Below are 13,469 nucleotides of genomic sequence, written 5' to 3'. Positions count from 1 at the left end.
ACGTCGGGCTGATCGAGTTCAACGACGTCAACGGCGACGGCATGATCAACATCGCCTCGGCCACGGACACGGCCAACGAGCTGATCATCAACAACGACATCGTGGTGCTCGCCGCGCCGGAGATCGCCGGTCTGCCGGCCCCCATCGTCGGTCTGGTCGCGGCCGGTGGGCTGGCGGCGGCGCTGTCCACCGCTTCCGGCCTGCTGCTGGTGATCTCCTCCTCAGTGGCCAACGACGTCTACTACAAGAAGATCAACCCCCAAGCCTCGGACAAGCAGCAGCTGCTGGTCGGGCGCATCGCGATGGGTGGGGCGATCCTCGTCGCGGGTTACCTCGGCATCAACCCCCCCGGGTTCGTGGCGCAGGTGGTCGCCCTGGCGTTCGGTCTGGCCGCAGCCAGCTTCTTCCCGATCCTGGTGCTCGGGATCTTCTGGAAGAAGTGCACCGCCGCCGGCGCCACGGCCGGGATGGTCGCCGGGCTGGGCACGACCATCGCCTACCAGCTGTGGACGATCGACATCTACGGCAACAGCGAAGGACTCTTCGACATCCCCGAGACCGGCTTCGGCACCGTGGGCATGATCATCAACTTCGTGGTGACGATCACGGTCTCGCAGTTCACGACCAAGCCGACCCCGGTGATGCAGCAGCTGATCGAGGATGTGCGCTACCCCGGGCACACCGCACTGACCGCCAAGCACATGACGGGAGAGCTGTCCGAGGACGCCCTGCACGGCGAGGCCAGCAGCGACACCTTGGTCGAGGAGGACGAGCGCGACGACGACCCCTCAACGGGCGGTGGCTCGCACCGCGGCTGACCGGCCCTGACCGGCTCCCTCACGATCCGTCCGCCTCTGCGGCCTGGCCTCCGACCTGGGTCGGATGAATGTGACGTGTTGGTCGCTCCAGCGACATGCCCGTCACATTCATACCGGTGCCTTCGCGACTGGATGCGGTGCTGGTCGCGCCCCGGAGTGCTGTGGCCACGACGGCTCAGGTATGCAGCTTCCAGGCCGACATCTCGTGGTCGTGCCCGTTGAGCCTGTCCACCGCCTCACGCAGCGATCGCCGCTCGGTCAGCTCGTAGAACAGGAAGACTGGTGCGAAGAAGCTGGCATAGCCGAACGGAGCATGACGCGGTGCTACATACGCTGAGGCGCCGCAGGCCAGCACTGCTTCGACCAGGTCGGGATGTCCCGTGTCGCATCCGGTGGCTATGACTGCGGCACCGTCAAATCGAGCGAACGAGCGCAGGTCGGCCGGGGTGAGTCGTTGATGGTAGGGCTGGTAGCGCTCGATCTCGGGTGCTAGTTCGGGCAGCATGATGCTTCCCTCGTCGCCGTGGCAGGCCAGGATGACGTAGGGGGAGGTGGTGCCTCTTCCGAGCGCCTCGACCAGCTGGCGACACTGACCCACCGGTGTCCGGTTGACCTGGACGCTGGGTGGCCAGCCAGTCCTGCTCGTCCGTCATCTACTCATGCGGGCACGTCGCCGAGCGAGTCGACCACAAGCCGGCGCTTGGAGGTGCCGGGGCGACGGCCTGGGGCTACCGTCTCGCCATGGCGCGGTTGCGGCGGACGACGCCGGAGGACCCCGGCCGGGAGCGGCGGCGCGTGGGGAGGGGGTTCAGCTATCTCGACGGCTCCGGTGACCGGCTGCCCACCGAGGACGTGGCCCGGATCAAGGCCCTGGTCATCCCGCCCGCCTGGCAGGACGTGTGGATCACGCCATACCCCCACGGCCACCTGCAGGCCGTCGGCACCGACGACGCCGGGAGGCGGCAGTATCTCTACCACCCGGCCTGGCGGGAGCGGCGCGACGCCGAGAAGTTCGACCGGATGCTGGCCTTCGGCGGGGCGCTGACCCGGGCCCGCGAGGTGGTGGTCAGCGACCTCGGGCAGCAGGGCATGCCGGTGGAGCGCGCCTGCGCCGCTGCGGTGCGGCTGATGGATCTGGGCTACTTCCGGATCGGCAACGACGTGTATGCCGACGAGCACGGAAGTTTCGGTCTGACCACGCTGGAGCGTCGACACGTGCGCCGCCGGGACGGCCGACTGGTCTTCTCCTTCGTCGGCAAGTCAGGGGTCGACCACGTCGTCGAGATCGACGACGAGAGTGTGATCGAGGCGATCGAGGTGATGCGCCGCCGACGCGGGGACGACCTGCAGCTGCTGGCCTACAAGAACGCCCGCAACTGGCGCGGGCTGGTGCCGCCGCTGGTCAACGACTACGTGCGCGGCACCACCGGGCTGGAGGGCAGCGCCAAGGACTTCCGCACCTGGCACGCCACGGTGCTGGCCGCGGCCGCGCTGGCGCAGACCCCGGAGCCCGGTCACAGCCAGGCCTCCCAGAAGCGGGCGGTCTCGGGGGCGATGAAGGAGGTGGCGACCTTCCTGGGCAACACCCCGACGGTGGCCCGGTCCTCCTATGTCGACCCCCGGGTCGTCGAGGCATACGAACAGGGGCGCACCATCTCGGGCACGGCGCGCCGACGTTACGACAGCCCCGACCTGCGCCAGGCCGCGCTGGAGCGCGCCGTGCTGCGGCTGCTCAAGGAGTCGTGATGGGCAGCCGGTGGCGCAGCATCGCGTAGGCCGCCAGCACCCCGGTGGACAACGTGGGTTCGAGGTCGGGAGCGAACTGGGGCGAGTGGTTGGCGGGGACCGGCTCGGGAGCGTCCAGGCGAGCCTGCGACATACCTCCGAAGAACCAGAACACCCCCGGCACCCCCGCGGCCTCGGGGAGGTGACCGAAGTCCTCGCTGCCCATCTTGGCCGGGACCAGACTCACCTGCTCGGGACCCAGTTCGGCCCCGAGCACAGCGATCACCTCGGTGGCGGCGTCGGGGTCGTTGACCAGCAGCGGGAAGGTGTAGAGCTCCTCGATCACCGGTGCAGGAGCCCCGGACACGGCGGCTTCGCCCTGCAGCACCCGGCGCAGCGAGGTGAGCACGCGGTCGCGGACCTGCTCATCCAGGGTGCGCACGTTGAGGGTGAACTCCGAGGTGGCCGGGATGATGTTCTCCTTGAGCCCCGCCCGGATGGTCCCCACGGTGATCACCGCGGCGCTCTGCGCGGCGACCTCACGCGCCACGATGCCCTGGATGCGCACGATCATGTATGCGGTGAGCACGATCGGGTCGATCGTGTCCTCGGGGCGCGAGCCGTGGCCGCCGCGACCGTGCACGGTGACCCGCCAGGCGTCCGCCACCGCCATGGCCGGTCCGCAGCTCAGCTGGACCGTGCCGGCCAGGCCCGGCCAGACGTGCTGGCCGTAGACGACCTCAGGGTGGGGCACCCGGTCCCACAGGCCGTCGGCGATCATCGCGTCGGCGCCGGAGCCGGTCTCCTCGGCGGGCTGGAAGACGAAGACGACGGTGCCGGCCCACGCCTGCCGATCCTGGGCCAGCAGGGTGGCGGCGCCGATCGCGCAGGTGATGTGGGTGTCGTGACCGCACGCGTGCATGACCGGCACGTCGCTGCCGTCGGGCAGGGTTCCGCGGGCGGCGCTGGCGTAGTCGACCCCGCTGTCCTCAGCGACGGGCAACCCGTCGGTGTCGGCGCGAAACGCCACGACCGGCCCGTCGCCGTTGGCCAGCACCGCGGTCACCCCGGTGCCACCGCAGCGCTGGGTGTCGTAGCCGAGCGACGTCATCCGCTGCTCGATCAGCGCCGCGGTCTCGTGCTCCTGGTGGGACAGCTCGGGGTGGGCGTGCAGGTGGCGGTAGAGGTCGTGCAGCTCACCCTGCAGGTCTGGGTCAAGGTTCACGCCGCCGAGTCTGCCACCAGCGGGCGGTCCGGTGCGCGCCCCTTCCGGTAACGGCCTGCGATTGTTGCGCCCTGACGCACCTTCTGCATGCCGTAGCTCGACAGGTCAGGCATGGATGTAGATGCGGCGGCGGTGCAGCACCCAGGCCAGGGCGACGAAGCCGAGGACGAACAGGACGGCGAACAGCATCCGAGCGTCCCCGACCAGGGGGAGGTCACGGACCTGAGCTGCGAGCACCGGGTCACCGACGACATACAGCTCGTGCACGACCAGGTGTGAGCCGAAATAGAGCACCAAGGCGTTGCGGCCCAGGGCCACCAGGGGCTGCGCGAGCGCCTCACGTCGCCGCTCCCACCACGGCGGGGCCGGCCGGTCGTGCAGGGCGTAGCCGACGATGAGCATGGTCAGACCGATGGTCGCGGTGAGCAGCGCAAAGCTCGGGGTCCACACCCGCTTGAACGGTGCGACGACCTGGGCGGCCAGCGCTCCGAGCATCGCGACGCAGACCAACCATGCCACGAGGCGGCTGAACGTGACGCGAGTGCTGGTGCGTTCGAGCAGGATCCGGCCCGCGGTCACCCCCACGAGCAGCGTGATCAGCGCGCCGACGATGGCGGCCAGGCCCTCCGGGTCGTGCCCCAGCGTGCCCTGGCGGTAGAGGTGCTCGGCAGGGATGAGGCGCAGATCGATGGCGGCGGACAGGTTGCAGGATCGGGTCGGCTGCCCCGTCGGGCACTGCGTGTTGTAGGCCCAGGACACCGCCGTCCACACCGCGGCCAGCCCGATGGTGACACCCGCCCAGACCCGCACGCCGTGCACGACCAGGTGCAGCAGCGCCACCACCAGCACCAGCACGGCATACACCTGCAGCGGCCCGGCCAGCCGCAGCTCCAGCGGGTTCCACGTCCGGGTGACCACGGCGTTGTAGACGAGGCCGACGCCGAAGAGCACGACCACTCGGCGCGCGGTCACCAGCGGGTCCACCCTGCGTGCGTAGGCGAAGGCCAGCCCGCAGCCGGAGAGGCTGACGAACGTCGGGAAGACCAGGTCGAAGACGGTCACGCCCAGCCACTGCGCGTGACTCAGCTGCTCCCAGGCGGGGTAGAGGTAGGCGATCACGACCAGGTTGGTCAACACCATCGCGCCGCGCGCCCAGTCCAACGAGGTGATCCGCCGGCGCTTGGCGGTCACCGCCGGCACCTGCACCGGGGTCGTCGTCGCGGTCATCGGGCACCGCCGGGGATCACCAGGTAGGTCTGCTCGCGGGCGAAGAGAACCTGCCTGTCCACCACCTCGCCGACGGGCCACCACTGCCCGGGGAAGGCCAGCCATCCGTAGAGCTGCTGCTGCAGACCGAGGCGCTCGGGCCCCTGCTCGCCCTCGGGGCCCAGGCCCATCAGGACCTCGTAGTCGGGGGGTGCGAGGGTCATCGTCTGGAGGCGACCGGTGTTGCTGCCCAGTGCCCGTCGCAGGCTGGACACCCCGCCGGTCGGCACGCTGACCCACGCCCCGGCCTCGGTCAGCGGGGCCAGGGCGGGCATCGCGAGAGAGAGCGCACGATGGTCCGGGTGCTCGTACTCGAAGACCGCCGGCGTGCCCGGGCAGTCCTGCGCTGCGGCGCAGTCACCGGACGCCTCAGTCCGCGAGCCCCGCTCGGCGGAGTCGTTCCAGTAGCCGGCCGACAGGATGCGGCGCAGCGGTAGGTCCGGCAGCGTTTCGCCGCGGCTCTCCAGCAGCGCCTCGACGGCGGCGACCACGCGGTTCTGGTCGAGGGCGCCGTCGGGCAGCGACAGCACGACGTGCGCGGCGTCGTCACCGACCCAGAAGTCGGCCTGCCCGCCCCACCGGGGATCAGGGCGCCGCGCCCGCTCCGTGGTTCCTCGCCGGATCTCCTCGGTGTGCTCGGCGGCCTGCGTGAGGAAGCTCGACCACGCCTCGACCCGGGCCCGGCCGCACGCGGCCGTGTCGCCTGCGGCGGGCTGGGGCTCGGGCAACACCTCGCCGGCCCGGGTCTGGGTGCGGGCCTGGACCTGGTCACAGAAGCCGGTGGCCTCACCCCGACTGAGCGTGACCACGACGGTGTAGCTCGCCGGGTCGTCCTCGATCGCCGGCCAGACGAGCAGCTCGTCGTCGGGGTGCGGCGAGAGGATCAGCTGCAGACCCGTGGGCTCACGACCGGGCGTGGACAGCAGGGCTCCTGTGGTCGCGGTCACCACCAGCACGCTCAGAACCAGGAGGGCCGTCGTCCGCAGCACCGGCCGGACGGTGGGCATGGCTCATCACTCTAGTCGCGCCGAGCCGCCAGGGATGTCCGCCGGGCCGACCGCGCCTAGTGTGGATGTCGCGATGAACAACGCGCGAGACACCGAGCAGGAGGTCTGAAGATGAGCCATCCTGCTGGTGCCAGCAGCTCCTCCGGTATGCCGGTGGCCCGGGTCATCGAGACCTCGACGGCGGTGGCCGGGACCCGGTCGCGCACGACCAAGGTGGCCGCGATCGCGCAGACGCTCCGGGAGTCGGCGCAGGATCCGAGGCAGGTCGAGGTTGTCGCCGACTACCTGGCCGGCGTGCTGCCGCAGCGCCGGGTCGGGGTCAGCTGGCACAGCCTGCGCTCACTGCCCGACCCCGCTCGCACGTCCACCCTCACGGTGTCCGAGGTCGATGCGCTGCTGGAGCGGTTGGGTCAGATCGCCGGGACGGGTTCGGCGGCGCAGCGACGGGCGCTGGTCGTGGACCTGTTCGGCCGCACTGACGCAGACGGGCAACAGTGGCTGCGCGGGCTGCTGACCGGCGAGGTGCGCCAGGGGGCGGGTGACGGGGTGCTGCTGCAGGCGATCGCGCAGGCCGCGGGGGTGCCCGACGCGGAGGTCCGGCGGGCGGTGATGTTGGCGGGACACGCCGGCCCGGTCGCACGCGCGGCGCTCAGCGCTCCCGGCCCGCAGGCGGCGCAGGAGGCGCTGGCACAGGTGCGGCTGCAGGTCGGGCGCCCGTTGCGCCCCATGCTCGCTGGGTCGGCCCCCGACGTGGCGAGCGCCCTGGAGGGGAGTGGTGAGGTCGCCGTCGACGCCAAGCTGGACGGCATCCGGGTGCAGGCACATCTGTGGGTCGAGGGCGAGCAGCGGCACGTCCGCCTGTTCACCCGGACCCTGGAGGACATCACCGACCGGCTGCCCGAGGTGGTCGAGGCCCTGGCCGGCGTGGGCGCCACCACTGCCGTGCTGGACGGTGAGGTCATCGCGGTGCGCCCCGACGGCCGGCCGCAGCCGATCCAGGTCACCGGAGCGCGGACCGCGAGCACCGCCGACCCGGCACGGCTGCGCGAGGAGGTGCCGCTGACGACATACCTGTTCGACCTGCTGCACCTCGACGGCACCGACCTGGTCGACGCCCCGGCCCGCGAGCGCTGGGAGCGGCTGCGCGAGGTCGCGCCCGACCTGCTGGTCGACCGGCTGGTCACCGACGACCCGGTGGCCGCCCAGGGATTCTTCGACGACCTGGTGGCTGCCGGCCAGGAAGGGGTGGTGGTCAAGGCGCTGGACGTGCCCTACGCAGCCGGGCGACGGGGCGCCGGATGGGTCAAGGTGAAGCCTCGGCAGAGCCTCGACCTGGTCGTCATCGCGGTGGAGTGGGGCAGCGGGCGCCGGCAGGGGTGGCTGTCCAACATCCACCTGGCCGCCCGCGACGAGACGACCGGTGAGCTGGTCATGCTGGGCAAGACGTTCAAGGGGATGACCGACGAGATCCTGGCCTGGCAGACGAGGCGGTTCCTGGAGCTGGAGACCCACCGCGAGGGGTATGTCGTGCACGTGCGGCCCGAGCAGGTGGTCGAGGTGGCGATCGACGGGGTGCAGCGCTCCCGGCGCTACCCCGGCGGTGTCGCGCTGCGGTTTGCCCGCGTGCTGCGCTACCGCGACGACAAGCCTGTGGCCGAGATCGACACCCTGCACGCCGTGCGGGGTCTCGGCTCGTGACGCCGGCCGGTCGCCGCGCCGGCCGGGAGCGTCGGCCTGACCGCGTGGCTCAGTGGTTGCGGAGGGCGTCGATGAGCTGGTCCTTGTTCATCGAGGAGCGGCCCTCGATGTCCAGCTCAGCCGCTCGGTCGTGCAGCTCATCGACGGTCCAGTCCTCGTAGGACGGGGAGGAGCCGCCGCGCTTGCCGACCTGCTCCCGGGAGTCGCGGGCGGCCGCGTTGGCGATCGCTGCGGACTTGCCCTTGCTGTTGCCCTCGTCGCGCAGCTTCTCGTAGAGCTCGTCGTCCTTGACGCTGGGGCCGGGTTCGTCCGCGCCGTCGCTGTTCTTCGGACTCATAGCTTCCTCCCTCAGGGCTGAGTGTCAGCGCATTGCCCGATCACGGTAGACCCGGGTCAGGGCGACGGCATCCCGGGCCCCCTGGGCAAGTCCGGGCGAGCAGATTAGGGTCGGGTGACGGCATACGACGAGGAGTCAACGATGACCAACATTGCCCGCAACCTGTCCGCGACGGCCGGGGAGCACCCCGACCAACCGGCGATCGTCCTGGACGAGCACCGGCTGACGTATGCCGAGCTGGAGGAAGCCGCGGCGCGGATGGCCACCTGGCTGGCCGACCAGGGGGTCGGGGCCGGCGACCGGGTCGCGCTGATGCTGCCCAACGTGCCGGCGTTCCCGGTCATCTACTACGGCGCACTGCGGCTCGGCGCGATCGTGGTGCCGATGAACCCGCTGTTCAAGCGGCGCGAGATCTCCTTCTACCTCAGCGACTGCGGCGCCGGCATCATCTTCGCCATGCCCGGTGAGGAGGCGCAGGCGGCCGCGGAGGAGGCCGGCGCGCAGCTGGTGCCGGTGGCGCCCGAGGGGGTCGACGCGCTGCTCACCGACGTCGAGCCGCAGCAGGACGTCGCCGAGCGTGAGGGGTCCGACACCGCGGTGATCCTCTACACCTCCGGCACGACCGGTCGGCCGAAGGGCGCCGAGCTCACCCACGACAACCTGCAGACCAACCAGCATGCGACGGCCGCCACCCTGCTGCACCTGTCGACCGACGATGTGGTGATGGGCTGCTTGCCGTTGTTCCATGTGTTCGGGATGACCTGCGGGATGAACGCGGCCTTCGCCAACGGATCTACGCTCACACTCATCCCGCGGTTCGACCCCGCCAAGGCCCTGGAGGTCATCGAGCGCGACAAGGTCACGGTCTTCGAGGGGGTGCCCACGATGTACGGCGCGATGCTGCAGGCCGCCGGGGCCGCGGATCGGGCTCCCGACCTGTCGAGCCTGCGGACCGCGGTCAGCGGGGGCTCCTCGATGCCGGTGGAGGTGCTGCGCCGGTTCGAGGAATCCTTCGACTGCGTGATCCTGGAGGGCTACGGGTTGTCCGAGACGAGCCCCGTCGCGTCCTTCAACCACCCCGACGCCGAGCGCAAGCCCGGCTCGATCGGCACGCCCATCCGCGGTGTGCAGATGAAGCTGGTCGATCCCGAGGGCAGCAGTGTGGCCGAGGGTGAGATCGGGGAGATCGCCATCCGAGGCGAGGCCATCATGAAGGGCTACTGGGAGCAGCCCGACGCGACGGATGACGCGATCGACGACGACGGCTGGTTCTACTCCGGGGACCTGGCGACCCGGGACGACGACGGCTACTACGTGATCGTCGACCGCAAGAAGGACCTGATCATCCGCGGCGGGATGAACATCTATCCGCGCGAGGTCGAGGAGGTGCTCTACGAGCACTCTGCGGTGGCCGAGGCGGCGGTGGTCGGCGTGCCGCACGAGACCTACGGCGAGGAAGTCGCGGCGTATGTCGTGCTCGCGGAGGGCCAGGAAGCCAGCGTCGAGGAGCTGAAGAACTTCGTCAAGGACCAGGTGGCGCCCTACAAGTACCCCCGCCATGTGCACCTCATCGACGCGTTGCCCAAGGGCGCCACCGGCAAGATCCTCAAGCGCGAGCTCAAGGACCGCTGACCCGATTTGCTCAGGAGGTTGTCTGGCTTGCACGCGCCTTGCTCGGGTTTCGCCTCCGCTTCGTGGAGTCGATCGGCGGTCAGTCCGCCGTCGCGGTGACCAGTGCCTCGGGCACCCGCCCGGTCAGAGCCAGCCGCGGTCTCGGGCGGTCGCGGCAGCTTGGGCCCGGGTGGCGGTGTGGGTCTTGCCGATCGCCGAGGACAGGTAGTTGCGCACGGTGCCTGGCGAAAGATGCACGGTGCGGGCGATCTCCGCGATCGGCGACCCGGTCAGCGCCTCGCGCAGCACGGCACGCTCGCGGTCGGTGAGCGGGTTGGCGCCGTCGAGCAGCGACTCGGTGGCCAGGCTGGGGTCGACCACCCGCATCCCGGCGTGCACCCGGCGGACCGCCTCGGCCAGCTCAGCCGCCGGGGTGTCCTTGACCACGAAGCCGCCGGCGCCCGCGTCGATGGCGCGGCGCAGGTAGCCGGGGCGCCCGAATGTGGTGACCACCAACGACCGGACCCCGGGGGCGTGGGTGGTCAGCGCCCGGCATACCTCGATGCCGTCCAGCCCGGGCAGCTCCACGTCGACCAAGGCGACCTGGGCCTGGTGCTCGACGGCGGCGGCCACCACCTCGTCCCCCCGCCCCACCTGGGCGACCACCTCGAGATCGGACTCCAGACCGAGCAACGCGGCCAGGGCGCCACGCACCAGCGCCTGGTCGTCGGCGAGCAACAGCCGGATCACAGGTGCACCGCCAGCCGCGACCCGGCATCCTGCGGTCCGCGACCCAGGGTCAGCGTGCCCCCGGCCGCCTCGACCCGCTCGCGCAGGCCGCGAATGCCGTTGCCCTCCCGGAAGCCGTTCAGACCACGGCCGTCGTCGGTCACGACCAGCTCGTCCGGCCCGACCTCGACGGTGCAGTGCGCCGCGCCGGAGTGCCTCACGACGTTGGTGACGGCCTCGCGCAGCGACCAGGCCAGCACGATCCGGTGGCGGGGGTCCACCACGCTCAGGTCGTCGGGCAACGAGGCCTCGATGGAGGCATCGGCCAGCACGGCGCGCGCGGCGACGACCTCGTCGGCGAGCCGGGCGATCCGCAGACCTCCCACGGTGCTGCGCACCTCGGCCAGCGCCTGCCGACTCAGGTCGTGGATCTGCCGGACCTCGGCCCGGGCCGCCGCGGTGCTGCCGTCGGCATCGAGCAACCGCTCAGCGAGCTCGGCCTTGAGGCTGATCACTGTCAGGCTGTGCCCGAGCACGTCGTGCACGTCGCGGGCCACCCGCTCCCGTTCGCTCGCGATCGCGATCTGGGTCGACGCCTCCTTGTGGTCGGCCTGACGGTCGTCGAAGAGTCGAATCACACCCGTGGCAAACCCCACTCCTCCGACGATGATGCCGAAGAAGAAGAGCTCGGCGAACAATCCGGCCAGGAGCGGCAGTCCGAGCACTCCGAGCAGGGTCGTTCCGTAGACGGCGCCAGCCCAGCGCAGGGGGAGGGTGAACATCGCGAAAGAGACGATGAACGGGGTCATCCCCAGGGCGTTCCAGCCGATGACCAGGGAGGCCAGGGCGATGAGACTCAGCATCACCGCAAGGTGCCGCACCCCCAGTGCCGTCCGCTCCTTGTCGCCGCAGGCAGCAGGGAGCCGGATGAAGCCGTGCAGGTAGACCACCGCATACGTGACGATGAGGGCCACGCCCACCACTCGCCATACCCAACCGGTGTCCAATGTGGCGGCCGCGACGACCGGGTAGGCCAGGAAAATCAGCCAGATCGCGGCCATCACCCACCCGTAGCGGTCCCACGGGTCCTGCGGCGCCTCGCTCACTGGCGTCCGCGACCGCGGCGCGCCAGCCAGGTCGCCAGCAGAGCGAAGATCACCGTCCACACCACCACGTTAGCCAGTGGCTGCCACAGGGGTTGCTCGATGAGGGTCCCGGTGGTGGTGTCGATGGTGAAGCCCTCGGTGAGCGGGTAGCGGGCCAGCGCGGCGTATCCGTAGAGCGGCGTGAACTTGGCCAGGGTCAGCAGCCACCCGGTCAGCGGGAAGAAGATGTTGCCCAGGAAGGCCAGGATCACCAGCGAGCCCCCCGCCGCGCCGACTGCAGCTTCGGAGCGGAAGGCCAGCCCGAAGATCAGCCCGTAGAGCGAGAACATGCCGGCTCCGGCGATGAGGATGAGCGCCGAGCCGATCCAGGCCGAGGGCGTGCCTTCGGCGCCGGTGAACCCGCCCAAGGTGAAGACCAGCGCGATCGGGATGGCCGCGATGACGAGCGCGACCGCCGACTTGAGCACAACATACGAGCCGTCGGACATTGGAGTGAGTCCGAGCTGGCGGCCCCAGCCCTGCATCCGCTCCACGGCCGCCGCGCCGCCGATCCCGGTGGTCGCGACGACGGCGCCGTAGGCGGCCATTGAGATCATGATGTACATCGCCACGTTGCCGTTGCCGGCGTTCTCACCGGAGTACTCCTGCGAAGCGCCGAAGATGACGTAGAAGAACGCGGGGAGCACGGCGACGAAGAACATCGTCACGAAGTCGCGGGTGGTGCGCTTGAGCTCCAGGCCCAGGTATGTCGTGTTCATGCGCTCTGCTCCTGCGTCTCGGTGTGCGTGGGTTCGGCGTCGCCGGTGAGGGCGATGAAGGCGGTTTCGAGGGAGCCGCTGGCGATCTCCAGGTTGCGGCCGCCCAGGTCGACGAGCAGGGCTCGGGCCACGGCGTCGGAGTCGGAGTCGGCGGAGGTGACGGTGAGCCGGGCGCCCTGGGCGTGCACGTCGCGCACGTCGGGTATGCGGTGCAGCGCGGCGGTGACGTCGGCCACCTGGTCGGTGTCGACGTCGGCCGACACGGTGCGTCCCGTGGCCCGGGCCCGGATCTGCTCGGTGGGACCGTCGGCGACGATGCACCCGCGGGCGACCAGCACGATGCGGTCGGCGAAGGCGTCGGCCTCCTCCAGGTAGTGCGTGGCAAAGACGATGGTGCGCCCGGCCTGCGCCTCGACGCGCATGGTGTCCCAGAACTCGCGGCGGGCGGTGACGTCCATCCCGGCGGTGGGCTCGTCCAGGATCAGCAGGTCCGGATCGGGCAGCAGCGCCAGAGCGAAGCGCAGCCGCTGCTGCTCCCCGCCGGAGCATTTGGCCACCTTGCGCCCGGCCAGCGCGGCCAGACCTGCGCGCTCCAGGACGCTGTCGACGCCGGCGTGCTCGGCATACGTGGAGGCCACCATCCGGACCGTCTCGCGGACCGTCAGGTCACGCAGCAGCCGGCCGGTCTGCAGCACCGCCGAGATCCGTCCCGCGGCGATGGCCGCGCGAGGCCGCTTGCCGAAGACCCGCACCTGACCCGCCGTGGGCTCGGTGAGGCCGAGCACCATGTCCAGCGCCGTGGTCTTGCCGGCCCCGTTGGGACCGAGGAAGGCCACGATCTCCCCGGGGCTGATCGTGAGGTCGATCCCGGTCACGGCGTGCACGGTCGCGGTGCCGGGACGGGAGAAGGTCTTGGTCACACCGGACAGTGAGACGGTCGCCTCGGGGTCGGTGCTCGCCGTGCCGGTTGAGGGAGAAGTGGTGGTGGTCGACATGCCAACAGCGTCGTCCCAGAGGGGCGTCCCGGGACAGGTGGTCAGGTCATGAGTCGGCGATGACAGATGTCACGAGTCCCCTGAGCCGACCGATGTGTGCGCCCCCCGCTCCTGTACCGGGGGCGTTCGCGCGCACATCGGTCGGCGCCGGGACGTTTCTCCCCGTCTTCCCTTGAAAAAAACAGAAATGGGTC

The 13,469-nt window shown here is 70.6% G+C and carries 13 protein-coding genes; 4 read left to right on the top strand and 9 right to left on the bottom strand.

Going from position 1 to position 13,469, the window contains the following annotated elements; genetic code table 11:
* The coding region (locus ACR2FV_RS04630; protein WP_434014528.1) for a sodium:solute symporter family transporter at positions 1 to 818 on the top strand (818 nt) is incomplete at its 5' end.
* Positions 819 to 993: 175 nt separating this feature from the next.
* On the opposite strand, the gene ACR2FV_RS04625 is transcribed toward ACR2FV_RS04630, so the two are convergent.
* Positions 994 to 1,416: a hypothetical protein gene (locus ACR2FV_RS04625; RefSeq protein WP_434014527.1), complete on the bottom strand. Its 423-nt coding sequence runs from the start codon at positions 1,414 to 1,416 to the stop codon at positions 994 to 996.
* A 143-nt stretch (positions 1,417 to 1,559) separates the two neighbouring features.
* Here ACR2FV_RS04625 and ACR2FV_RS04620 point away from each other — a divergent pair, with 143 nt between their 5' ends.
* Complete coding sequence (locus tag ACR2FV_RS04620; RefSeq protein WP_434014526.1) at positions 1,560 to 2,564, top strand: DNA topoisomerase IB; 1,005 nt, start codon at positions 1,560 to 1,562, stop codon at positions 2,562 to 2,564.
* On the opposite strand, the gene ACR2FV_RS04615 is transcribed toward ACR2FV_RS04620, so the two are convergent.
* The 3 genes from ACR2FV_RS04615 to ACR2FV_RS04605 form a co-directional block, all read right to left on the bottom strand.
* Entirely contained in the window at positions 2,551 to 3,768 is a 1,218-nt protein-coding gene (locus ACR2FV_RS04615) for an amidohydrolase (RefSeq protein ID WP_434014525.1), read from the bottom strand. The two genes, ACR2FV_RS04620 and ACR2FV_RS04615, sit on opposite strands and share 14 nt — an antisense overlap.
* A gap of 105 nt (positions 3,769 to 3,873) precedes the next feature.
* Positions 3,874 to 4,995 carry a heparan-alpha-glucosaminide N-acetyltransferase domain-containing protein gene (locus tag ACR2FV_RS04610; RefSeq protein ID WP_434014524.1) on the bottom strand — a complete coding sequence of 374 codons (1,122 nt, stop codon included), beginning with the start codon at positions 4,993 to 4,995 and terminating at the stop codon, positions 3,874 to 3,876.
* Positions 4,992 to 6,041, bottom strand: coding sequence for a hypothetical protein (locus ACR2FV_RS04605; RefSeq protein WP_434014523.1), 1,050 nt, complete (start codon positions 6,039 to 6,041; stop codon positions 4,992 to 4,994). Before ACR2FV_RS04605 ends, ACR2FV_RS04610 begins: the two co-directional genes overlap by 4 nt.
* A gap of 147 nt (positions 6,042 to 6,188) precedes the next feature.
* On the opposite strand from ACR2FV_RS04605, the gene ACR2FV_RS04600 reads away from it, so the two are divergent.
* Positions 6,189 to 7,739, top strand: coding sequence for an ATP-dependent DNA ligase (locus ACR2FV_RS04600; protein ID WP_434014529.1), 1,551 nt, complete (start codon positions 6,189 to 6,191; stop codon positions 7,737 to 7,739).
* Positions 7,740 to 7,788: 49 nt separating this feature from the next.
* On the opposite strand, the gene ACR2FV_RS04595 is transcribed toward ACR2FV_RS04600, so the two are convergent.
* Positions 7,789 to 8,076: a DUF7218 family protein gene (locus ACR2FV_RS04595; protein WP_434014522.1), complete on the bottom strand. Its 288-nt coding sequence runs from the start codon at positions 8,074 to 8,076 to the stop codon at positions 7,789 to 7,791.
* A 141-nt stretch (positions 8,077 to 8,217) separates the two neighbouring features.
* On the opposite strand from ACR2FV_RS04595, the gene ACR2FV_RS04590 reads away from it, so the two are divergent.
* Complete coding sequence (locus ACR2FV_RS04590) at positions 8,218 to 9,708, top strand: long-chain-fatty-acid--CoA ligase (protein ID WP_434014521.1); 1,491 nt, start codon at positions 8,218 to 8,220, stop codon at positions 9,706 to 9,708.
* Positions 9,709 to 9,831: 123 nt separating this feature from the next.
* On the opposite strand, the gene ACR2FV_RS04585 is transcribed toward ACR2FV_RS04590, so the two are convergent.
* From ACR2FV_RS04585 to ACR2FV_RS04570, 4 genes are read right to left on the bottom strand one after another with little or no spacing between them, the layout of a single operon-like run.
* Positions 9,832 to 10,437, bottom strand: a complete 606-nt coding sequence (locus tag ACR2FV_RS04585) for a response regulator transcription factor (RefSeq protein WP_434014520.1) — start codon at positions 10,435 to 10,437, stop codon at positions 9,832 to 9,834.
* On the bottom strand, positions 10,434 to 11,522 hold the full coding sequence (locus ACR2FV_RS04580) for a sensor histidine kinase (RefSeq protein ID WP_434014519.1): 1,089 nt from the start codon (positions 11,520 to 11,522) through the stop codon (positions 10,434 to 10,436). Before ACR2FV_RS04580 ends, ACR2FV_RS04585 begins: the two co-directional genes overlap by 4 nt.
* Positions 11,519 to 12,280 (bottom strand): ABC transporter permease, encoded by a 762-nt coding sequence (locus ACR2FV_RS04575; protein WP_434014518.1) that lies wholly within the window; start codon positions 12,278 to 12,280, stop codon positions 11,519 to 11,521. Before ACR2FV_RS04575 ends, ACR2FV_RS04580 begins: the two co-directional genes overlap by 4 nt.
* Positions 12,277 to 13,275, bottom strand: a complete 999-nt coding sequence (locus tag ACR2FV_RS04570) for an ABC transporter ATP-binding protein (RefSeq protein WP_434014517.1) — start codon at positions 13,273 to 13,275, stop codon at positions 12,277 to 12,279. Before ACR2FV_RS04570 ends, ACR2FV_RS04575 begins: the two co-directional genes overlap by 4 nt.
* Positions 13,276 to 13,469 lie beyond the last annotated feature (194 nt).

It is taken from the genome of Ornithinimicrobium sp. (assembly GCF_051004135.1).
Taxonomy (GTDB): Bacteria; Actinomycetota; Actinomycetes; order Actinomycetales; family Dermatophilaceae; genus Ornithinicoccus.
Note: the sequence above shows the minus strand (reverse complement) of the source record. Positions and strands in the feature narration are given on the sequence as shown.

Coding starts and splice junctions, on each gene's coding strand:
- ACR2FV_RS04610 (WP_434014524.1), bottom strand. CDS start 4,995: ATGACCGCGACGACGACCCCGGTGCAGGTGCCGGCGGTGACCGCCAAG.
- ACR2FV_RS04590 (WP_434014521.1), top strand. CDS start 8,218: ATGACCAACATTGCCCGCAACCTGTCCGCGACGGCCGGGGAGCACCCC.
- ACR2FV_RS04620 (WP_434014526.1), top strand. CDS start 1,560: ATGGCGCGGTTGCGGCGGACGACGCCGGAGGACCCCGGCCGGGAGCGG.
- ACR2FV_RS04570 (WP_434014517.1), bottom strand. CDS start 13,275: ATGTCGACCACCACCACTTCTCCCTCAACCGGCACGGCGAGCACCGAC.
- ACR2FV_RS04600 (WP_434014529.1), top strand. CDS start 6,189: ATGCCGGTGGCCCGGGTCATCGAGACCTCGACGGCGGTGGCCGGGACC.
- ACR2FV_RS04575 (WP_434014518.1), bottom strand. CDS start 12,280: ATGAACACGACATACCTGGGCCTGGAGCTCAAGCGCACCACCCGCGAC.
- ACR2FV_RS04605 (WP_434014523.1), bottom strand. CDS start 6,041: ATGCCCACCGTCCGGCCGGTGCTGCGGACGACGGCCCTCCTGGTTCTG.
- ACR2FV_RS04595 (WP_434014522.1), bottom strand. CDS start 8,076: ATGAGTCCGAAGAACAGCGACGGCGCGGACGAACCCGGCCCCAGCGTC.